Annotated in this window: 22 protein-coding genes; 3 read left to right on the forward strand and 19 right to left on the reverse strand. The window is 47.8% G+C overall.

Annotation, left to right across the window (positions count from 1 at the left end; all coding sequences use genetic code 11):
- Nucleotides 1-6: 6 nt before the first annotated feature.
- The 13 genes from K8U60_RS01655 to K8U60_RS01715 all read right to left on the reverse strand — a co-directional run bounded on the left by K8U60_RS01655 (nt 7) and on the right by K8U60_RS01715 (nt 12,584).
- Nucleotides 7-660 carry a thiamine diphosphokinase gene (locus tag K8U60_RS01655; protein WP_223633305.1) on the reverse strand — a complete coding sequence of 218 codons (654 nt, stop codon included), beginning with the start codon at nt 658-660 and terminating at the stop codon, nt 7-9.
- A complete protein-coding gene (gene rpe / locus K8U60_RS01660; protein WP_223633308.1) occupies nt 657-1,322 on the reverse strand; it encodes a ribulose-phosphate 3-epimerase in 666 nt (221 codons plus the stop codon). The genes K8U60_RS01655 and rpe overlap by 4 nt, the downstream gene beginning before the upstream one ends.
- The gene (gene rsgA / locus K8U60_RS01665) at nt 1,315-2,211 is read right to left on the reverse strand and encodes a ribosome small subunit-dependent GTPase A (RefSeq protein WP_223633311.1); all 897 of its coding nucleotides are present in this window, start codon (nt 2,209-2,211) and stop codon (nt 1,315-1,317) included. The genes rpe and rsgA overlap by 8 nt, the downstream gene beginning before the upstream one ends.
- Nucleotides 2,212-2,236: 25 nt before the next feature.
- Entirely contained in the window at nt 2,237-4,210 is a 1,974-nt protein-coding gene (gene pknB, locus K8U60_RS01670; RefSeq protein ID WP_223633315.1) for a Stk1 family PASTA domain-containing Ser/Thr kinase, read from the reverse strand.
- A 2-nt stretch (nt 4,211-4,212) separates the two neighbouring features.
- Nucleotides 4,213-4,962, reverse strand: coding sequence for a Stp1/IreP family PP2C-type Ser/Thr phosphatase (locus K8U60_RS01675; RefSeq protein ID WP_223633318.1), 750 nt, complete (start codon nt 4,960-4,962; stop codon nt 4,213-4,215).
- 33 nt (nt 4,963-4,995) lie between these two features.
- Nucleotides 4,996-6,348, reverse strand: a complete 1,353-nt coding sequence (rsmB, locus tag K8U60_RS01680) for a 16S rRNA (cytosine(967)-C(5))-methyltransferase RsmB (protein ID WP_223633320.1) — start codon at nt 6,346-6,348, stop codon at nt 4,996-4,998.
- Nucleotides 6,345-7,277 carry a methionyl-tRNA formyltransferase gene (fmt, locus tag K8U60_RS01685; RefSeq protein WP_223633322.1) on the reverse strand — a complete coding sequence of 311 codons (933 nt, stop codon included), beginning with the start codon at nt 7,275-7,277 and terminating at the stop codon, nt 6,345-6,347. The genes rsmB and fmt overlap by 4 nt, the downstream gene beginning before the upstream one ends.
- Nucleotides 7,274-7,783: a peptide deformylase gene (gene def / locus K8U60_RS01690; protein ID WP_223633325.1), complete on the reverse strand. Its 510-nt coding sequence runs from the start codon at nt 7,781-7,783 to the stop codon at nt 7,274-7,276. Before def ends, fmt begins: the two co-directional genes overlap by 4 nt.
- A gap of 19 nt (nt 7,784-7,802) precedes the next feature.
- Nucleotides 7,803-10,199, reverse strand: coding sequence for a primosomal protein N' (gene priA / locus K8U60_RS01695; protein WP_223633329.1), 2,397 nt, complete (start codon nt 10,197-10,199; stop codon nt 7,803-7,805).
- Nucleotides 10,189-11,394, reverse strand: a complete 1,206-nt coding sequence (gene coaBC / locus K8U60_RS01700) for a bifunctional phosphopantothenoylcysteine decarboxylase/phosphopantothenate--cysteine ligase CoaBC (RefSeq protein ID WP_223633332.1) — start codon at nt 11,392-11,394, stop codon at nt 10,189-10,191. The genes priA and coaBC overlap by 11 nt, the downstream gene beginning before the upstream one ends.
- A 74-nt stretch (nt 11,395-11,468) precedes the next feature.
- Nucleotides 11,469-11,693: a DNA-directed RNA polymerase subunit omega gene (gene rpoZ / locus K8U60_RS01705; protein ID WP_223633335.1), complete on the reverse strand. Its 225-nt coding sequence runs from the start codon at nt 11,691-11,693 to the stop codon at nt 11,469-11,471.
- Nucleotides 11,693-12,313, reverse strand: coding sequence for a guanylate kinase (gmk, locus tag K8U60_RS01710; RefSeq protein WP_223633348.1), 621 nt, complete (start codon nt 12,311-12,313; stop codon nt 11,693-11,695). Before gmk ends, rpoZ begins: the two co-directional genes overlap by 1 nt.
- A gap of 1 nt (nt 12,314) precedes the next feature.
- The gene (locus K8U60_RS01715) at nt 12,315-12,584 is read right to left on the reverse strand and encodes an extracellular matrix/biofilm biosynthesis regulator RemA family protein (RefSeq protein WP_223633350.1); all 270 of its coding nucleotides are present in this window, start codon (nt 12,582-12,584) and stop codon (nt 12,315-12,317) included.
- A 122-nt stretch (nt 12,585-12,706) separates the two neighbouring features.
- Between K8U60_RS01715 and K8U60_RS01720 the strand changes: the two genes are divergently transcribed.
- The 3 genes from K8U60_RS01720 to K8U60_RS01730 all read left to right on the forward strand — a co-directional run bounded on the left by K8U60_RS01720 (nt 12,707) and on the right by K8U60_RS01730 (nt 16,122).
- Nucleotides 12,707-14,371: an Rqc2 family fibronectin-binding protein gene (locus K8U60_RS01720; RefSeq protein ID WP_223633351.1), complete on the forward strand. Its 1,665-nt coding sequence runs from the start codon at nt 12,707-12,709 to the stop codon at nt 14,369-14,371.
- A 236-nt stretch (nt 14,372-14,607) separates the two neighbouring features.
- Nucleotides 14,608-15,429, forward strand: a complete 822-nt coding sequence (locus K8U60_RS01725) for a transporter substrate-binding domain-containing protein (RefSeq protein ID WP_223634860.1) — start codon at nt 14,608-14,610, stop codon at nt 15,427-15,429.
- Between the two features lie 12 nt (nt 15,430-15,441).
- The gene (locus K8U60_RS01730) at nt 15,442-16,122 is read left to right on the forward strand and encodes an amino acid ABC transporter permease (RefSeq protein ID WP_223634862.1); all 681 of its coding nucleotides are present in this window, start codon (nt 15,442-15,444) and stop codon (nt 16,120-16,122) included.
- Between the two features lie 45 nt (nt 16,123-16,167).
- Here K8U60_RS01730 and K8U60_RS01735 read toward each other — a convergent pair whose 3' ends face one another.
- The 6 genes from K8U60_RS01735 to K8U60_RS01760 form a co-directional block, all read right to left on the reverse strand.
- Nucleotides 16,168-16,578, reverse strand: a complete 411-nt coding sequence (locus K8U60_RS01735; RefSeq protein ID WP_223633354.1) for a VOC family protein — start codon at nt 16,576-16,578, stop codon at nt 16,168-16,170.
- A 98-nt stretch (nt 16,579-16,676) separates the two neighbouring features.
- Nucleotides 16,677-16,958, reverse strand: a complete 282-nt coding sequence (locus tag K8U60_RS01740) for a TIGR04104 family putative zinc finger protein (RefSeq protein WP_223633356.1) — start codon at nt 16,956-16,958, stop codon at nt 16,677-16,679.
- Nucleotides 16,958-17,254, reverse strand: coding sequence for a hypothetical protein (locus tag K8U60_RS01745; protein WP_223633377.1), 297 nt, complete (start codon nt 17,252-17,254; stop codon nt 16,958-16,960). The genes K8U60_RS01740 and K8U60_RS01745 overlap by 1 nt, the downstream gene beginning before the upstream one ends.
- Complete coding sequence (locus tag K8U60_RS01750) at nt 17,255-18,595, reverse strand: D-serine ammonia-lyase (protein WP_223634865.1); 1,341 nt, start codon at nt 18,593-18,595, stop codon at nt 17,255-17,257.
- A gap of 85 nt (nt 18,596-18,680) precedes the next feature.
- On the reverse strand, nt 18,681-19,355 hold the full coding sequence (locus K8U60_RS01755) for a DUF1129 family protein (RefSeq protein WP_223633380.1): 675 nt from the start codon (nt 19,353-19,355) through the stop codon (nt 18,681-18,683).
- Nucleotides 19,339-19,683, reverse strand: a complete 345-nt coding sequence (locus K8U60_RS01760; protein WP_223633383.1) for a PadR family transcriptional regulator — start codon at nt 19,681-19,683, stop codon at nt 19,339-19,341. The genes K8U60_RS01755 and K8U60_RS01760 overlap by 17 nt, the downstream gene beginning before the upstream one ends.
- Between the last annotated feature and the right edge of the window lie 93 nt (nt 19,684-19,776).

Here is a 19,776-nt window from a genome sequence, read left to right on the forward strand (position 1 = left end):
TTTACTTTAAGGAAGCTTTTGAGCGTCTGAACTTTCCATCATGAGGCATTGGCCGCTCTGGATGGCCACACTTCCACTTCCCAGCAGTTCATTGCTGACAAAGCGTGTCGTGCCGAAAGGAATGGCTTCATTCGTGACAGGGTATTTAAATCCAGTCAAGGTCAACCCTTTTATTTCTTCAGCAAAAGGATAAAAGGATACGTAGCGGTAATGCGGATCCTTTTCAACGGCATGCGTGCCTGGACTCAGGAAACGGATGCGGTTCTGGTTATTCAACAGGAGAAAACGGGTGTCGGGATATTTCTGCTGGTACTGATACACGATATGCAAGGCGCTCATGTAATGGTCCAGCCGCCCGCCTGTCACTCCGGCCAGTATGACCTGTTCCGGCTGATGCGACATCGCCACCTCAAGCCCCAGCTCTGTATCGGATTGTTCTTTTTCTGAGGGGGAGCGTGCCATTTCAGGAAAGATCGCCAGTATCTTCTCATAATCTTCAGCTGTCACCGAGTCGAAATCACCAACCGCTGCCGTTGGATGAATCCCTTTTTCCAACAGGACGAGCGTCCCGGAATCGATTCCGATATAGAGGGCTTCCGGAAAAAAAGAGAAATCCGGCAGTTCACCTGCCGGACCTCCTGCGATTAGAATGACGTTCACGAAATCGCCTCTTCTCCTGCTTTCCTGATTGCCTGTAGCGCTTGTGTCCGGTCTTTTTTACTGTAGATGGCTGAACCTGCTACAAAGACAGTCGCTCCCGCTTCTGCACACGGTATGATAGTTTCTTCATTGATGCCGCCGTCAATTTCAATTTCGATGGACAGACCTTTCTCTTTGATGATGTCAGACAGTTGTTTGACTTTCGGTACAACCGAATGGATGAATTTCTGTCCGCCAAAGCCTGGATTAACGGTCATGAACAGGACCAAGTCGATATCTTTAAGAACATGCTGAATCGTTTCAATCGGCGTATGGGGGTTCAAGACGACACCCGGCTTGACACCAAACGACCGGATCAATTGGATGGTCCGATGCAAATGAGGGCAGGCCTCTACATGGACAGTGATGAAGTCAGCGCCGGCTTTTGCAAACTCCTCAATGTATTGATCCGGGTTTTGAATCATCAGATGGACATCCATCGGCAATTTGGTTAATGGCCGGATCGCATTTAAAACAATCGGCCCGAATGAAATATTCGGTACGAAATGGCCGTCCATGACATCGACATGGATCCAATCCGCTCCTGCTTTTTCCACTTCTAAAACTTCTTCTCCAAGTTTCGCAAAATCTGCTGCTAGAATAGACGGTGCAATTTTAATCATTTGAATACCTCGGCTTTCGGCTCATGATTTCTTCTAGAAATTTCAGGTAATGCTTGTAACGGTAATTCGGGATTTCCTTTGCCTCAACGGCAGCTTTGATGGCGCATTTCGGTTCGTTCATATGCAGGCATTCACGGAATTTGCAGGCATTGGAACGTGAAGCGAATTCCGGAAAACATGCGGACAGTTCTTCCCGCTCCATCGTTTCAAAGTCAAACGAACTGAAGCCTGGCGTGTCGGCCAATAAGCCATCGTTCACGGCAATCAGTTCCACATGCCGCGTCGTATGCTTACCTCGGTTCAACGCTTTGGAGATATCGTCCGTCTTCAGCTCCAATGACGGCAAGATGGTATTCAGCAAAGTCGACTTGCCGACTCCGGATTGGCCTGCCAACACACTGATTTTGCCTTCAAGAACTGGCATCAGACGGTCTTTTAAAGCTGGATCATCAATGAAAGTCGGAATCACTTCGTAGCCGATCTTCTCATAATCTTTTATATAGTGTTGAATTTTTTCTTTCTCCGACTCTTCCAAGAGATCCATTTTTGTCAGACAAATGATGGGTTGAATCGAATTGGATTCGATAGCTGTTAAAAAGCGGTCCAATAATAAGGGATGAAAATCAGGTTGCTTGGCTGAAAACACCAGGATTGCCTGATCAACATTCGTAATTGGCGGACGCACCAACTCATTTTTCCGTTCATAGACGTGCAGGATTGTTCCTTCCAAGTCATTATCGGCTTTATAATCGACGTAATCCCCGACCAAAGGCGTGATTTGGCGATTGCGGAAAACTCCGCGCCCACGGCATTGAATGTAACGTTCGCCATCTTCATCCAATACATAATAAAATCCGCTCAATGCTTTTCTGATTTGACCTTTCGGCATCTTTTCATTCCTTTCGCTGCTGTTTTTATTCGACGTTCGAGTATTCAAAAGTCTCTTCGAGTATCACGGTCGAATCTCGGACTATCCGATAAGAGGCACTTTCACCTTCGGCTATTTGCAATTCAATGCGATGAGACTGATCTTCAGTTATTGTAAACTCCTCAAACGGCTCCACCATGGTCTGGGTATTGTCCTGAATATAAATCTGGACGGTTTGCTCCACAGGCTCTTCCCCTTCTGCCGCAGGTTCAGCCGGTTCATAAGGAATCTCCACTGTATGGATATAGGTTTTCATCGGCTGTTCTGCCTTGCCGGAGGACAAGACCACTTCAATGGTGCTGCGGGCTTCCAGTTGTTCGCCTGCAGCAGGGGTCTGGGACATGACTCGTCCGGCTTCGACTTCATCCGATGCCTGTTCTGAGACAATGCGGATATTAAAGCCGGAAGAACGGGCATATTCATTCAGGTTTTCTTCTGTGAACCCGGCTAAATCCTCCACATTGCGCAAGTCTTTCCCTTTGCTGACGATAAATTCCACATCCGTTTCACTGATGATCACTTCTTCTCCAGCTGCCGGTTCCTGGTTTAAAATAGTCCCCACGGGCTCGTCAGAAAACTCTTCTACAGGTTCCACTGATGCGAAATTTTCATCTTTCAAAGCTTCGGTAGCCTCTTCTAGCGTATCACCGACAAAATCGGCCATTTCCGCTCTTTCTTTCCCCATGCTGACAAACAATTGCACTTCTGTTTCACGATCCCGCATTTTCCCAGCTTCCGGAATCGTCCGGATAATGTGGTTTGCTTCTATTTCTTCCGAATATTCCTCGGTCTCCACTCCGGCTACAAAGCCGGCTGCCTGCAATTCTTCCACCGCCTCGTTATGCTCCATCTCTGAAACATCCGGTACAGCGACTTGCCTCGGTTCGAACAGGCCAGGAAAAGCGATGGCCAGAACCAATCCGACAATCAGCAGAAAAGCCAAAACACCTAAAATCCAAGGCCATTTCTTTTTCTTCTTTTTCGCAGGGGTTGCCTGTTCTTTTTTCACTTCATTCAGCGGCAACGGCATCGTTTTTGTATCTGCCACACTGGTATAAGCCGCTGGATCTTTGATTGCCGGCATCGCCCGCGTTTCATCCTGGTCGACAGGGATTGTGAATTTTGGTTCATTTAGCCGTTCCGGCAATAAAACGGTAGCCAGATCTTCTTCCATTTCATCTGCGGACTGATAACGATGCTGTATATTTTTTGCAGTCGCTTTCAAGACGACATTTTCAAGGCTTTGCGGCAGGTCGGGGACCGTGTCCCGCAAAGAAGGGGTTTCCGTCTGAAGATGCTTCAAGGCAATCGACACAGCCGACTCGCCTGAAAACGGCAGCTTCCCTGTAATCAATTCGTACATGACGATTCCGAGTGAATAGATATCGGATTTTTTATTGGCGGTACCGCCTCGCGCCTGCTCTGGCGATAAATAATGGACAGTTCCCAGCACAGAATTTGTCTGGGTATAGGATGTTGCACTTAAAGCCATCGCAATACCAAAATCGGAAATTTTCACATTGCCTTCCGCATCCATCAGAATGTTCTGCGGCTTGATGTCCCGGTGGACAATCTGGTTATGGTGGGCATGTGCCAATGCCGATGCCAATTGCTTCATAATCTCGACTGCCCGTTCAGGGGAAACCGGTGAATGGTCGATTATGTAATCCTTCAAGGTTTTTCCTGGAACATATTCCATCACCAAGTAATGCACTGAACCGTCTTCGCCCACATCAAAAATATTGACGATGTTCGGATGCGCCAAGCTGGTGGTGGACAGGGCCTCTCTTTGGAAACGCCTCCGCAGCTCTTCTTCATTAGAAAAATCATAACGGAGTATTTTGATGGCGATGTCCCGATCCAAAATCATATCATGTGCCAAATACACATTGGACATTCCGCCGCCGCCGATCAACTCCTTGATCTTATAGCGGCCATTGATGCTTTTGCCGATCAGCATGTTTATACCTCCTCATCCACAGAGGACAGAAGAATCAATGAAATATTATCTTCTCCTCCAAGATCATTGGCCAAGGTTACCAGCTCCTGCCCTTTTTGGGACAAAGGAACTGCAGATCGGACGATGGAGGCAAGTTCTTCTTTCGAAATCTTATTGCTTAAGCCATCTGAACAAATCAAGAGGTACGCAGCTTTGCCAAAGGAGAAATCGATCATTTCCCTTTCAATCTCGGCTTCAGTGCCAAGCGCCCGGACGATCCAGTTTTTCTTCGGATGTTCTTCGGCTTCTTCCTGGCTGATTTCCCCGCTGTCCACCAACACATTGACATAGGAATGGTCCCGCGTAATCTGTTCGATCGATTCATTGATGAGGTAGGCACGGCTGTCGCCGATATGGCATAAAATGCCTTCATTGCCCTCAATCAATGCAGCAATCAGCGTGGTTCCCATACCTTTGCATTCCAGATTCTCCATCGAGTGGTCATACACCGATCGGTTAATCATCTGTACACGGTCGGAAAGCCATTTTTTCTTGTGATCGCGCGTTGAAAATGCCTCTTCCCCGTCCTCCAAAAAATAATTGCTCAGTTGGTCGACAGTCATTTTGCTGGCGACATCTCCAGCTTTGTGTCCACCCATCCCATCGGCCACTATAGCGAGGATGAGTCCGTTCGGACGTTTTAGTACGGCTACGCTGTCTTCGTTCACTTCACGAATTTTGCCTGTATCACTTTCAACCACATACTGAAACAATTCATGACACCCCGATTCTAATCTTTTCCTGCTTTAAGCAGTTGCTGTCTTTTGGGTCTTTTTGAAAGCCGCAATGAAAAAGCCGTCGCTTCCATAATCCTGGGGGAATACTTGGACAAATCCTGTATGTTTGATGCCCATAGCTGCCGGCAATGCCGCCTGAATTTTTTCCATTTCAGGATGCTCTTTCAAGAACCGTTCAGCCGTGCCTCTGTTTTCGACTGCATCCACTGTGCAGGTACTGTAGACAAGGATGCCATCTTCTTTCAATAACCGGGCTGCCTGGTCCAGCAATTCAATTTGGATTTCCTGCAAACGCGCAAAATCCTCTTCTTTTTTCGTATATTTGATATCGGGTTTCCGCTTGATGACACCCAATCCACTGCAAGGTGCATCCACAAGAATGCGGTCGAATTTCTCTTCACCGAAGCGCTCGACGCTTTGTTTGCCGTCGCCCACTACAGTTTCGATGACCGTATGGCCCAAACGCTCGGCCGTTTCATCAATCAGTTTCACTTTATGCTGATGCAGGTCAAGCGCATAAAGCGTTCCGCTATTGTTCATCTTTTCAGCGATATGGGTGGTTTTCCCTCCCGGTGCTGCACACATGTCAAGCACCGTCATGTCGGGTTGGACCTGCAGTGCGTATGCCGGCAGCATCGAGCTTTCATCCTGTATCGTGATAAAGCCTTTTTCGAATGTCGCCGTCCGTGCAGGCTGTCCATTTGTGACGATCAGACATTCCGGAATCAATTTACTCGGCACCGCTTCCAACTCTTCGGACTCGAGCATTTCAATCACTTCTTCAACAGTTGCCCGTGCCGTATTGACCCGCACGGTCTGCGAAGGTGTCTTGTTGTTTTCCAACGCCATTTCACGTGTTTTTTCCAGACCGAACTGCTCTGCCCAGCGTTTGATCATCCAAATCGGATGGCTCGTTTCAATGGAAATTTTTTCATATGGGTCGCTGATTGTATTGAACGAACGGACGCCGTTGCGCTGAACTGAACGCAGCACGCCGTTGACGACAGAAGCGACGCCGCCATGCCCACGGCGTTTAGCGATTTCCACCGCTTCATGGACGACTGCATGTGCCGGAATCCGGTCAAGATAGACGATTTGATACAGGGACAATCTCAACAAGGTTTTAACCCATGGCTCGATTTTCCCTTTCAAATACGGTTCCAGGTAGTAATCCAGTGTCATTTGATGCTGCAGCGTGCCGTAGGTGATTTCCGTCAGCAAGCCTCTGTTTTTTGCGGCAATGCCATAGCTTTCGATAGTTTGGTGCAGCAATAGGTTGCTGTAGGCCTGTTTGTTTTCAACTGCCCACAGAATCGAGAATGCGGCGTCGCGGACATTCCCTTGAAGTTTTTTGTTTTTCATTCGAATAGATCTCCTGCCTGGATTTTAGGTCCTTTTAAATACTCTTTTGCTGTCATGCGTTTTTTGCCGGATGGCTGCAGTTCAGTGATGGCCAAAACGCCTTCGCCGGTCTGTACCAATATAGCATCATCAGTCAGTCCGACCACTTGGCCTGCTTGGCCGCTTGCAGTTGACGAATCTTTTTCCGTCCACCAGATCTTCATATTGTCGCCGTTGAAAGTCGTATAGGCGACCGGCCACGGATGGAGGCCGCGAACCTGATTGTAAATGGCTGCGGCTGATTTCGACCAGTCGATGCGCTCCTGCTCACGTGAAATATTCCGCGCGTAGGTAACTTTCTGTTCGTCCTGGGGAATGCGTTTATTCGTACCCGCAATAATCGATGGCAAGGTTTCCTTCAGGAGATCACGCCCCGCAACGCTCAATTTATCGAACATGCTGCCGGTGTGATCCTGCTCTTCGATCGGCACGGTTACCTGCGTTATGATGTCTCCCGCATCCAGACGGTCCACCATATACATGATGGTGACGCCGGTTTCTTTTCGGCCATCCATGATGGCCTGATGGATCGGTGCGCCTCCGCGGTATGCCGGAAGCAGCGATGCGTGGACATTGATCGCACCCAGTTTGGGCGCTTCCAGCAACTCGCTCGGCAAAATCTGTCCAAAAGCTGCTGTGACAATCAAATCCGCATCCAGATCGAGGACGTGCTGAAGCTCTTCCGGATTTTTCAGTTTTTCCGGCTGGTACACCGGCAATCCGAGACGCATCGCCTCTTCTTTCACCGGTGTCGCCGTCATCACTTTTTTGCGTCCGACAGGCCGGTCCGGCTGCGTTACGACTGAAACGACTTCGTAGCCTTCCTCGACCAGCATACGCAGAATCGGTGCCGAAAAGGCAGGTGTTCCCATGAATATGATTTTGGTCAAACCTGTTCCTCCTCTTCTTCCTGCTGGCGGATCATTTCATCTAATTCTTCCTGCGTGACGTATTTAGTGATTTTGCTGGTGAACAGGATGCCATCCAAATGATCCATTTCATGCTGGATCGCGCGGGCTTCGTAGCCTTCCGCTTCCAGCTCGTACCAAGAACCGTCGCGCTCCTGCGCTTTGATTTTGATGTGGTCATAGCGTTCTACTTCGCCGAATATTCCAGGGAAGCTCAAGCAGCCTTCAATATCCGTTTCCGCTCCTTCAAACAGCACCAATTCCGGATTGATCATTTCAATCGGCTCCTGGCCTTCACGGAAATCCACGATAGCGGCACGGACTGCCACCCCCACTTGAGGTGCGGCAATGCCGACGCCATCCGATTCAATCATCGTTTCATGCATATCGTCCAAAAGAACCGCTAAGTTCTTATCAAAAGTCGTGACAGGCTGACATTTCGTCTCTAATACTTCGTTAGGGTGCTTTACTACCATTCGAATTGACATATTCATTTCCTCTTTTCTGTTACATGACCGATGTCGGATTCATATCGATCGACAGCGTGGCTCCTTTTTTCAGCCATTCCGTCCGATGGATTTTAATCAATTGCTGCATCGTATCGGTCAGTTTCGGTTCTTTTTTGTATTTTATCAAACATTGATAGCGATATCTATTGTTGACACGGGCAATCAGCGAGGCCGAAGGCCCGATGATCAAGGTGTTTGGAGACAACTGGTTCTTCAGGTACCGGACCGTTTGATCCGCATATTCCGCTACTGTCATCAAATCTTCATGGGTAAACTGGATGTTGACCACGTAATAATACGGCGGGTAGCCGCTTGCTCTGCGCATGGCCATTTCCTGTTCATAGAAAGGTTCATACAATTGGTCTTTTGCCAACGTAATGGCGTAATGTTCCGGTGTGTACGACTGGACAAAAACTGTGCCGGGAAGAATATCCCTTCCGGCACGGCCGCTGACCTGTGTCAGCAGCTGATAGGTTTTTTCCGCCGCGCGGAAATCGGGCAAATGCAGGGTCGTATCTGCCGACAGCACGCCAACTAAAGTGATGTTCGGAAAATCCAGTCCTTTTGCGATCATTTGAGTGCCCAGCAGGATATCTGCTTTGCCATCGCCGAAAGCGGAAAGGATTTTCTCATGGGCCCCTTTATTGCGGGTCGTGTCGACATCCATCCGAAGAACCCGTGCTTCCGGCACCACTTTTGCCAGCTCTTCCTCGACCTTCTGTGTACCGGTTCCGAAAAACCGGATATGCTCACTTTCACATTCCGGACAGGTTTTCGGTACGCGTTCATCATAGCCGCAATAATGGCATTTCATGGTTTCGCTCGACCGGTGGTACGTCAGGGAAATATCACAGTTCGGACATTGCATGACAGTTCCGCAATCACGGCATAGCACAAACGACGAATAGCCCCGTTTATTGAGGAACAGCACGGTTTGCTGCTTTTTCTCCAAACGGTCTCGGATAGCGTCCGCCAATTGCAGCGAAAACATGGACCGGTTGCCGGTGCGCAGCTCTTCCCGCATATCGACAATATGGACCTCTGGCAAAGGTTGATTTTTTGCCCGTTTTTCCAGCACCAACAATTCATAGACGCCTTTTTGTGCACGTGCATATGACTCCAGCGAAGGTGTCGCGCTGCCCAGAATAACCGGGCAATTATGGTGCTCACTGCGCCAAATGGCCATGTCGCGGGCGTGATAGCGAGGAGAATCGTCCTGCTTATAGCTCGATTCATGCTCTTCATCGAGGATGATCAAACCCAGGTTCTGAAACGGCGCAAAAATGGCTGAACGGGCCCCGACAACAACTTTCACTTCTGCGCGTTGGATTTTTCGCCATTCATCGTATTTTTCGCCAGCCGACAATCCGCTGTGGAGAACCGCGACCTGATCGCCAAAACGCTCTTTAAAGCGAATCGTCATTTGGGGCGTCAATGAAATTTCCGGCACCAGCATGATCGCTTCTTTGCCCTGCTTCAGCACCTGATCGATCGTCTGCAGGTAGATTTCCGTTTTCCCGCTCCCTGTGATGCCATGCAATAGGAACGTTTTCGGTGTATTCAGCGCGTTTTCAATCGAATCAAAAGCAATTTGCTGCGCTCCTGTCAGTTGGAGTGAGGACTTTTGCTCAATCACTGTCTGCAATTGCGGATCCCGGTAGGATTCCATATTGGAAATCTGTGCCGCTCCTTTTTCCACTAAACTGTAGATCGTCGGCAATGACACGGCTGCTTCTTTCTGAAGTTGCGAAGATTCGATCGAACGGCCTGCATTTTTCAGGAAAAATTCCATCAGCTTGAGCTGCTGCTTGGCGTTGGCTCGAATTTCAATGGCTTCCAGCTGTTCGGTGCTGTCAGCGATATGGATCATCCGGACTTTTTTCACAGCGGTCTGCTGCTGGATATCCGTATCAGCAAGAATCGTGCCTTTTTCCATTTCCTGCTTCAACAAGCCATAGACATCCACTGCATCCTGCAACCGGATAAAGGACCGTTTTTCAAAATATGGACGCAAGGGAGCAGCGATCTCTTCAAGCGGTGCGTTCAGCACAAAGCGTTTTTCGTATTTTGCACGCAATGCTGCCGGCACCATGACCTGCAGCGCGTCAATTTCAAAGCACACGGTCTGTTCTTTCATCCATTGTGCCATTTTCAATAACTCTTCATTTAATACTGGCACAACGTCCATCAGTTCATGGATCGGTTTCAGGCGTTTCGGATCAAACTCTGAGAACGGCTTGATCTTGGTGATGAACCCAAGCACTTTGCGGTTGCCAAACGGCACTTTTACACGCATTCCCGGCTCTGCCAGCACTTCCACTTCTTTCGGAATGGCATAATCAAAAGGGCGGTCAATCGGATGTGCGGCGACGTCCACAATGACTTCAGCTATCATGCGGCTCTTCCTTATCCGTGATCATTTCAAGCAATTCGCGCGCCAGTTGTTGTTTGGACATCAGTTCAAAAGCTTGTTCAAAGCCGTTTTTGCCGTAGACCGTCACCCGGTTTGTATCCGATTCAAATCCTGCCTGTGCTTCTGTTACATCATTGGCGATGATGTAATCTGCGTTTTTCCGTTCCAATTTATCTTTGGCGTATTGTCCGACGTCGTTGGTTTCAGCCGCAAAACCGATCAACACCTGATTTTTCTTGTGTTGGCCAAGATGCTGAAGAATGTCGACTGTCCGTTCGAGAACGATGGTCGAACCGCCTTCCTGTTTCTTCATTTTCTGCTCGGCAACCGTTATGGGCCTGTAATCGGCTACTGCCGCAGTTTTAATGACGTAACTTGCCGTATCAAATTGGGCTTCGACTGCCTGAAGCATGTCTTCTGCACTTTCCACCAGTATCCGGGTGACGCCGCTCGGTACCGGCAATGAAACCGGTCCGCTGATCAAAATGGTTTCTGCACCCATTTCCGCTGCTGCACCGGCCATGGCATAACCCATTTTGCCGCTTGAGAAATTCGTCAGGAACCGGACTGGATCGATTCGCTCGCGTGTCGGTCCTGCCGTCACAATCACTTTTTTGCCTGCCAATTTATGTTCACGCGTAAAAAACCCTTTGACCAGCTCCGTAATTTTTTCCGGTTCTTCCAAGCGGCCTTTGCCGACATATCCACAGGCCAAAAAGCCTTCGGATGGCTCGATAAAGCGGATCCCGTCTTCATGAAGCTGCTGGATATTGCGCTTCACCGCAGGATGGTCATACATATGGACATTCATCGCCGGAGCAATCCAAATAGGGGCTGTTGCTGCCAGTAACGTTGTTGTGACCATATCATCACCGATGCCGTTTGCTAATTTGCCGATGACATTGGCGGTCCCCGGAGCTACGATGATCAGGTCTGCCCAATCCGCGAGATCGATATGTGCGATGACAGAAGAATCCTTTTCATCAAATGTATCTGTGTAGACATCGTTTCTGGACATGACCTGAAACGTCAACGGCTGCACAAATTGCTGCGCCGAACGGGTCATGATCACTTTTACGGAAGCGCCGGCCTGCGACAACTTGCTGACAAGTGCAACAGCCTTATAGACAGCAATTCCTCCACTGACACACAATAGGATTTTACGATTCTCCAACAATCCAAACACCCTTTCTAAACAACAAACTCCCAAAGAACAAGTTTGCTCTGGGAGTCGTCTGTTGCGATTAATGGTTAAATTTCGTCTTCGTATACTGCAAATTCATCTTGTTTTTCCTGCGTTAACACGCCGGCAGCCACTTCTTCCAGTGCTTTTCCGACCGATTTTGTTGAAGTATATGAGTCCAGTTTTTCATCACCGTGTTCGTGCAGTTGGCGCGCGCGTTTAGAAGCAAGCGCCACCAGCGAGTATTTTGAATCAATTCGGCTTTTCAGTTTATCAACGGATGGGTATAACATCAGACATTCTCCTTTAGCATATCAAAATATCGTTTTTCAACACGTTCACGCTTGCAATGTTCTGCAATGATGATGGCATTGATTCGGTCACAGGCATTTTCAACTTCATCGTTTTCTACAACATAATCGTATAAATTCATCATTTCCAATTCCTGGCGGGCAGCCAACAGCCGGGATGCGATGACTTCATCCGATTCCGTGCCGCGGCCCACCAGCCGTTCTTCCAGCTCCGATAAACTCGGCGGCGCTAAAAAGATGAACAAGCCATCAGGAACTTTCGAACGGACTTGAGCTGCCCCCTGCACTTCGATTTCCAGAAATACATCACGGCCCGCATCCCGCATCTTGTTGACATACTCAAGCGGTGTACCGTAATAATTCCCGACGAATTCCGCGTATTCAAGCAGTTGATCCTGTTCGATCAATTCTTCAAACTCAGTCCGTGTCTTGAAAAAGTAATCGACTTCATCAACTTCCCCTTCCCGTGGCGCTCTTGTCGTCATCGAGATGGAGTATTCGTAATTTGTATCCGGCTGTGAGAACAGCTCTTTTCGTACCGTGCCTTTGCCAACACCCGAAGGCCCTGATAGGACGATCAGCAGTCCACGTTGGTTTCTCATTTTATCCCTCATTTGCCTCATCATCATTTTCTTCTAAACGCAAGAGCGCTGTCTCTGCAGATACCGCAGAAATCACCACATGGTCACTGTCCATAATAAAAATCGACCTGGTTTTTTTCCCGCTGGTCGCATCAACCAGCAATCCTCTGCTGCGCGATTCCTGAATTAGCCGCTTTGCCGGTGCAGAATCTGGTGTAATGACTGCCACAATCCGGCTGACCGAAACTGCGTTGCCTCCGCCAAGTGAAATAAACTTCACGTTTTTCGCCAAACTCCTCACCACCGTTCACAGCTGATCATTATTCTTCGTTTTCTAACTAACTGTCTTATTATATCATAATACACCGAGAAAATGATAAGATGGAACAAAACGATTTGAAAGAGGGATATTTAATGGCATTTGATGGATTATTCACAAAATCGATGACTAGCGAACTGCAACAGCTGGTCACCGGCAGGATTTCAAAAGTTCATCAGCCCAATCAGCTTGAACTGCTTCTACATATACGTGCCCAAGGAAAAAACCATAAATTGTTGATTTCGATCCACCCGTCTTATTCACGGATTCATTTGACGGCCGCAGCAAACGTCAACCCGTCAGAACCACCCATGTTTTGCATGTTGCTTCGCAAGCATATCGAAGGCGGCGTCATCACAGAGATTTCCCAATACGGGATGGACCGTCTGATCATGTTGAAGATCAAAGCAAAAAACGAAATCGGCGATGACATCGAACGCGAACTGCATGTCGAGATGATGGGACGGCATTCGAATGTCATCCTGATCGACGCAGAACGGACGATGATTCTCGACAGCCTGAAGCATTTGCCGCCGAGCGTCAATTCATTTCGCACCATTCTGCCTGGGCAGCCGTATGTCTTCCCACCGTCCCAGGAGAAAAAAGACCCGTTTAGTGGGGTCGATGAATTAGCCGGCACCGATCCGAAAGAAATCGTCGGCCAATTTTCCGGCTTTTCTCCATTGAATGCACGGGAACTTGCCTTTCGCCTGGAAACTTCGGATAACAAATCCGAAACTGCCAACGCCTTTCTGGCGGATTTCCTTAAAGCCCAACCGACAGGCCATTATGTGGAGCATGACGGCAAAAGCTTCTTCTCTGCCACTCCCCTGACCCATATCGGCGAGAGCGGGCTGGAATTTCCATCACTCGGCGAATTGCTCGACCGGATGTATTATGCCAAGGCGGAACGCGATCGCGTCAAACAGCAGGCCGGTGATCTGGAAAGATGGCTGCAAAATGAAATTTCCAAACTGAAACTGAAGTTGAAGAAATTGAAGAAAGAACAAGATCAGGCAGAAAAACGCGACACGCTTCAATTAAACGGCGAATTGATCATGGCCAATCTTCACCGCATCACTAAAGGCATGAAGGAAATTGAAGTCGACAATTACTACAACGATGAAAAAGTGACCATCACTTTGGATCCACGGAAAACACCGATCGACAACTCGCAGCGCTATTATTCGCGCTATCAGAAAGCGAAAACAGCAGTAGTCAAAACCCAGGAACAGATCGACAAGACCACAGAAGACATCGAGTATTTCGAGACCTTGATGTCGCAGGTCCAGCAAGCCGGCATTTCTGATATTGAAGAAATCCGTGAAGAGCTCGCTGAGCAAGGTTTTATGAAAGCCCAAAAGTCGAAGAAAAAGAAAAAGCCGACAAAACCTTCTGTCGAACCTTATGTGTCTTCTACGGGCACACCGATTTCTGTCGGCAAAAACAACAAGCAAAACGATTATGTGACGTTCAAGGTAGCTTCTAAATCCGATACATGGCTGCACACCAAAGATATTCCCGGTTCACACGTCATCATCCACGACAGCAACCCGGATGAGACGACGATTCTGGAAGCCGCTACCATCGCCGCTTACTTCAGTAAAGCGCGTGAGTCGTCTTCCGTTCCTGTCGACTACACGGAAGTGCGCCAGGTCAAAAAACCGAACGGCTCGAAACCTGGATTTGTCATTTATTTCGAACAGAAAACGGTATTTGTCACACCGGACGAAGAACTTGTGATTAAATTGAAGAAATAGCGGTAGCTAAAAGGGCTGTCCCAAAAGGTCATGAAAAATGACTTTTGGCGACAGCCTTTTTGCGCTCTTAACATAAAAGATTTATTTGTTTACATAATAATTATATTAAAAACTAAAAGAGTTTTCTCATAAGTTAGGCTCAACCCATTGCTCTCCCCAGTGGTAAATGCTATGTTCTTAAAGGACTTAACTATAAGGGGGCTTTACACGTGTATACATATGCTACAAAACACAAGATGCTTTTGGCCACTGGTGCCGTTGCAACCTTGCTGCTCGCAGGATGCGGCAGCGAAGAAAGCGCACCTGAGGAAACGAAAACTGCTTGGGATGAAATCCAGGAGCAGGGATCAATGACTGTCGCCACTTCCGGAACCTTGCTCGCCACTTCTTTCCGTGACGCCGATTCCGATGAATTGACAGGCTTCGAAGTTGAAGTGGTACGGGAGCTCGGCGAACGCCTGGAGCTTGATATCGATTTTACGGAGCTTGGATTTGACGAAATGCTGACAAGTGTCAATACCGGCCAGATCGATATGGCCGCCAATGATATTGAAATCACTGAAGATCGTGCAGAAGAGTTCATCTTTTCAACGCCGATCAAGCATTCTTACGGCACCGCGGTTGTTCGAAAAGACGATTTATCCGGCATTGCCAGCCTTGAAGAATTAGAAGGCAAGAAAGCGGCCGGAGCTTCTACATCGATCTATATGGAAATTGCACGCGATTACGGCGCTGAGGAAGTGACCTATGACAATGCCACGAATGAAGTGTACTTGCGCGATGTGTCAATCGGCCGCACGGATGTCATCTTGAATGACTATTATTTATCGACATTCGGCGTTGCAGCTTTTCCTGAGCTGAATATCACCATTCATCCGGATATCAAATATGCACCGTCCGAGGTCGGCCTTGTCATGAACAAAGACAACACCGAGCTTGCTGAAAATGTCAATAAAGCCTTGGAAGAAATGCTTGCAGACGGCACCATCACAGAAATCTCAGAAGAATTTTTCGGCGGTGCAGATGTCTCGGTCAAACCGGATATTGAAGAAAATTAAGCAGGAGGTTGTCTGATGAATGACATTGAATGGGGATTGCTTTTTGACCCTGCCTTAGCTATCGAATCTCTGCCGTACGTATTGGAAGGCATTGGTTATACTTTGCTGATATCGATGGTCAGTATGATCATCGGGATCATCATCGGCTTTTTCCTTTCCCTTGCCCGCACTTCCCGGTTGCAGATTCTGCAATTTCCCGCACGCCTGTATATTTCCTTTATGCGTGGTGTTCCAATACTGGTCATCCTGTTCTTGCTGTATTTCGCCTTGCCGGTTATCGGCATTGAATTTACAGCTGTGCAGGCGGCTTTGATCGGCTTCACCATCAATAGTGCAGCTTATATTGCCGAAGTGTTCCGTTCTTCGCTGGCATCGGTGGATAAAGGCCAATGGGAATCTTCAACTGCGCTGGGATTGACCTATTGGCAAACCATGCGCCGCATCATCCTTCCGCAATCTGTGCGGATTGCAGTGCCTCCTTTATCGAATGTCTACCTGGACCTGATCAAAGCCTCTTCTTTGGCTGCCATGATCACCGTTCCGGAGATTTTCCAAAAGGCACGGATTGTCGGTGCCCGTGAATATGATCTGTTGACTATGCTGATCCTGGTGGCATTGATCTACTGGGCCATCTGTTCTGTGATGACCATTCTGCAGAACTATCTTGAAAAACGTTACGCTGATTATCTATAAAGAAAAAGGCATCCGGGACAAAATCTCCTGGATGCCTTTTTGTGTTCATCCCGTTGCTTCTTCTGCCATATAAATAACCTCCCACATATGGCCGTCCAAATCCTTGAAACTCTTGAGGTACATAAATTCATCATCCATTTTCTCACTTGCTTGTTGAGCACCTGCTTTGAACGCAGCGTCAACCAGTCGATCCACTTCTTCTTTGCTGCTTGCCGAAATGGCCGTGATCACTTCCGCGCTGCTTGCGGTATCGGCAATTTCTCTTTTTGAGAAACTCTTGAAAAATTCTTCGGTCAGCAGCATCCCGTAAATCGAAGGTCCGATAATCATGCATGCGCCTTTTTCATCTGTCATCTGTTCATCAAAACCAAATCCAATTTCTTCAAAAAAAGCTTTGGACCGCTCCAGATTCTTCACCGGCAAATTGACGAAAATGTGGCTGGATTGGACACTCATGTTTTCTCCCTCCTTTCCTTTGATTTTGTTATTACCATTATTCGCCACCAGATTCAAATATCCTGCAAAATAAAAAAGATCCCCACAATGAGGATCTTTCAGGCAAGCCGGTACCGCATTATCGACGGCAGCAACAATAAAACTGCAGGCAAGACAAGCAGCACACTGATGATGAAGCTCCACGTGCCTGCAAAAGGAGCAATAAAGTTTAATACAAAAAGTGGTCCCACCATCATGATTGAAGCGAGAATGCGCGATAAAAACTGGACTTTATGAAGCATACCGCAATTGGGACAGGTGATGGGTTTGTAGGCAAGCCATACTGATTTGTTGATTTGCTTCCAGGTAAAAGGCGTTTGGCAATCTACACATCGCTGCATCAGTTGCCGGTCTTCAATTCATCCACATATTGTTTTGCTTCCAGCAAAGACCAACCGAATTCTTGTCTCGTACGTTTGACGGCTTCGACCATTTTCCCTTTTTGCAGAAGTTCCCGAAGTTCTTCATTGAGATTAGGCTCTGCTATTTTTTGGCCTTGCGTAGCGTCTTGGAGAAGTTTCTCCACATGCTTGATTCTGGTTTCCAATGCTTTTATCCGCTGTTCCGTAGCATTATAAACGATGTAGCCAAATACCAGAACGGCTCCAAGTATAATCATGATCCATGACAAATCCATTTACTCAGCACCTCTCAAATAAGTTTTTCCGCGTTGATAAAATCCATCCATTTCTTCTTTCGGCACTAAAGCACCACCGGTTGACCAGACGACGTGATTAACGGCCGACATGCGGATTTGATTCGTTTCGGCGTAATCTGTCGCCTGTATTTTCAACGGACCCAGCAATCCCGCAGTAGCAGATGGCTCAACGAAGATGCCTTCACTGTCCGCCAGCAGCGCCAATAATTTAAACAGCTCCTGATCCTCCACAGTGTAGATGCCGCTGACGGTTTTTTCGCTGATGCCCGAGGCGAAGCTCGAAGGCCTGCCGACCGCCAGTCCATCCCCTTCCGTGACATTGTCGATGCCGAAATCCTGGACGCTGACCTTGTCTTTTTCGCCGGTCATCAAACCGATCAGCACTGCAGGCGAATGGGTCGGCTCCACGAAAAAGCAATGGACTGCGTCACCAAAGACCTGCCGTAGACCGAACGCAATGCCTCCGGGAGCTCCGCCCACTCCGCACGGCAGGTAGACAAAGAGCGGATGATTGGCATCCACTTGGATATTTGCATTCTCCAATTGCTGTTTGAGGCGGAACGCAGCAACACTATAGCCTAGAAACAAGTGCTTAGACTTTTCATCGTCCACGAAATAAGCATCCGGCTTGGCGAGTGTTTCTTTGCGCCCTGCCAAAATGGCTTCGCTGAAATCCCCTTCGAATTCGACCACTTCCGCCCCTTTATCACGCAACAGATCTTTTTTCCATTGCTTGGCGTCCGCGGACATATAAACGGATACTTGAAACCCAAGCTTGGCGCTGATGGTGCCGATACTGAGGCCCAGATTTCCCGTGGACCCAACACCAATAGAGTAACCGCTGAAAAATTCTTTAAACCGTACGGATGAAAATTGTTCGTAAGACTGCTCTTTTGTCAGTAAGTTCGCTTCCATAGCCAACTTTTCCGCATGATGCAGCACTTCATAGACGCCGCCGCGAGCTTTAATGGATCCTGCAATCGGCAATTCGTTGTCGCATTTCAAAAAAAGCCTGCCCGGCAGATTTCTGCCATAGTTGGCGCTGAGCTGCTCTTTCATGTTAGGAATTTCGCGCAGCGGCGATTCGACAATGCCTTTTTCTGAGGCCGTATCCGGAAATTCAGCTGCCAGATAAGGTGCAAACCGCTGCCATAGCTGTTCTGCATGCTCCATATCTTCCAGACCGACTGGCAGGCCGGACATGTCAGCCATCTTTCGAAGATTCGGATTCAGCCAGACTACCGGATTCAAATTAATGATGTTCTTCAACAATGGATATTTTTCGATCAAGCTGTTTAATTTCTGTTGTGCCATACTCATCATCCAAATCCCCTCTCTGTCATTCGTGCTGTTAATTTCATCATACAGGACGAGCATAAAAATTTCAGTTTCTCTTTAGAAGATCCTATTCTGTCCGCTTATACATTAGTTTGCTTACTGCCAGAAAAACCAAACCGGTGAGAAGGAAAATCCACCATTCCAATTTGACGACTGGGCCGAAATCATCGAACAGCCAAGCTATCAAAGCAACACAGGCAAAAGCTCCGGCACCATATAACCCAGCTTTCACATAAGCTTGCCATTTCTTTTTATCCTTTTGAAATACAGATGAACGGACAATTTTAAAAATGACCATAACGCCGATGACTGCCACCAGTATCACCGACAGCAGCATGAGCAGCAAGTTGCCGAGCGCAATGCTGTTATCCACCGGCCGAAAAAACGAGACAATCAGGCTAATGACTCCAAAGGTGGCCGCAAACCAGCCCGTTAAACCGATGATCTGTGAAGCGCTGAACCATAAAACATTTCGTCGGTTTTGGCTCGGCAAATTTTCAATCAGTTCATCTGCGTATTTCTGAGGAGACTCCCCAAACAACTCTTTTGCTGACTTGCCATCTTCCTGCGCCTCCACCAAATGGTCCAAGAGGTCCATAAGTATCTCTTCTCCAGCATGTTCATCGATTCGAAGATCGGTCCTTAAATACAAAAGTATATCTTCGTATACTTTTTCATTGTCATGGTTCAGCAATCCTCTTTTCTCATTGTTCTCCTCGATCAATTCAGCTGTTTTCCTCATCTTCTCCACCCCTTTTCAGTAATTGGCTGACCGGTTTGGCAATTTCCAGCCATTCAGCAGAAATTTGATCCAGCTCCGCCTTTCCCTCATCGGTTAAAAAATAATATTTTCGGTTTGGCCCTGATGCAGAAGGCCTCATTTCCCCGCGGATAAAGCCGTTTTTCTGCAGTCTCAGCAACACCGGGTAAATAGTGCCGTCACTGATGTCCGGCAGACCGATCCCCTGCAGTTTCTGCGACAGTTCATAGCCATAGACTGGCTGCTCTTCCACTACCGCCATAACGCAAGCATCCAAAACCCCTTTCAGCAATTGGCTTCTGAGAGCCATGCCTATTCCTCCTCATGGTACTTGGTGATACAAGATAGCTATCTAAAAAAATAACTACCTTGTATAACCAATTAGTTAATTTTATTGTATTCG

The sequence above is a fragment of the Planococcus circulans genome, assembly GCF_020023385.1.
In the GTDB taxonomy this organism is placed as follows: Bacteria; Bacillota; Bacilli; order Bacillales_A; family Planococcaceae; genus Planococcus.

What these genes read in the sequence shown, in the direction of transcription:
- rpe (WP_223633308.1), bottom strand. Translation starts at nt 1,322, where the DNA reads ATGATTAAAATTGCACCGTCTATTCTAGCAGCAGATTTTGCGAAACTT.
- rsgA (WP_223633311.1), bottom strand. Translation starts at nt 2,211, where the DNA reads ATGCCGAAAGGTCAAATCAGAAAAGCATTGAGCGGATTTTATTATGTA.
- pknB (WP_223633315.1), bottom strand. Translation starts at nt 4,210, where the DNA reads ATGCTGATCGGCAAAAGCATCAATGGCCGCTATAAGATCAAGGAGTTG.
- rsmB (WP_223633320.1), bottom strand. Translation starts at nt 6,348, where the DNA reads ATGAAAAACAAAAAACTTCAAGGGAATGTCCGCGACGCCGCATTCTCG.
- def (WP_223633325.1), bottom strand. Translation starts at nt 7,783, where the DNA reads ATGTCAATTCGAATGGTAGTAAAGCACCCTAACGAAGTATTAGAGACG.
- priA (WP_223633329.1), bottom strand. Translation starts at nt 10,199, where the DNA reads ATGATAGCTGAAGTCATTGTGGACGTCGCCGCACATCCGATTGACCGC.
- rpoZ (WP_223633335.1), bottom strand. Translation starts at nt 11,693, where the DNA reads ATGTTATACCCATCCGTTGATAAACTGAAAAGCCGAATTGATTCAAAA.
- gmk (WP_223633348.1), bottom strand. Translation starts at nt 12,313, where the DNA reads ATGAGAAACCAACGTGGACTGCTGATCGTCCTATCAGGGCCTTCGGGT.
- K8U60_RS01720 (WP_223633351.1), top strand. Translation starts at nt 12,707, where the DNA reads ATGGCATTTGATGGATTATTCACAAAATCGATGACTAGCGAACTGCAA.
- K8U60_RS01725 (WP_223634860.1), top strand. Translation starts at nt 14,608, where the DNA reads ATGCTTTTGGCCACTGGTGCCGTTGCAACCTTGCTGCTCGCAGGATGC.
- K8U60_RS01735 (WP_223633354.1), bottom strand. Translation starts at nt 16,578, where the DNA reads ATGAGTGTCCAATCCAGCCACATTTTCGTCAATTTGCCGGTGAAGAAT.
- K8U60_RS01740 (WP_223633356.1), bottom strand. Translation starts at nt 16,958, where the DNA reads ATGCAGCGATGTGTAGATTGCCAAACGCCTTTTACCTGGAAGCAAATC.
- K8U60_RS01745 (WP_223633377.1), bottom strand. Translation starts at nt 17,254, where the DNA reads ATGGATTTGTCATGGATCATGATTATACTTGGAGCCGTTCTGGTATTT.
- K8U60_RS01750 (WP_223634865.1), bottom strand. Translation starts at nt 18,595, where the DNA reads ATGAGTATGGCACAACAGAAATTAAACAGCTTGATCGAAAAATATCCA.
- K8U60_RS01755 (WP_223633380.1), bottom strand. Translation starts at nt 19,355, where the DNA reads ATGAGGAAAACAGCTGAATTGATCGAGGAGAACAATGAGAAAAGAGGA.
- K8U60_RS01760 (WP_223633383.1), bottom strand. Translation starts at nt 19,683, where the DNA reads ATGGCTCTCAGAAGCCAATTGCTGAAAGGGGTTTTGGATGCTTGCGTT.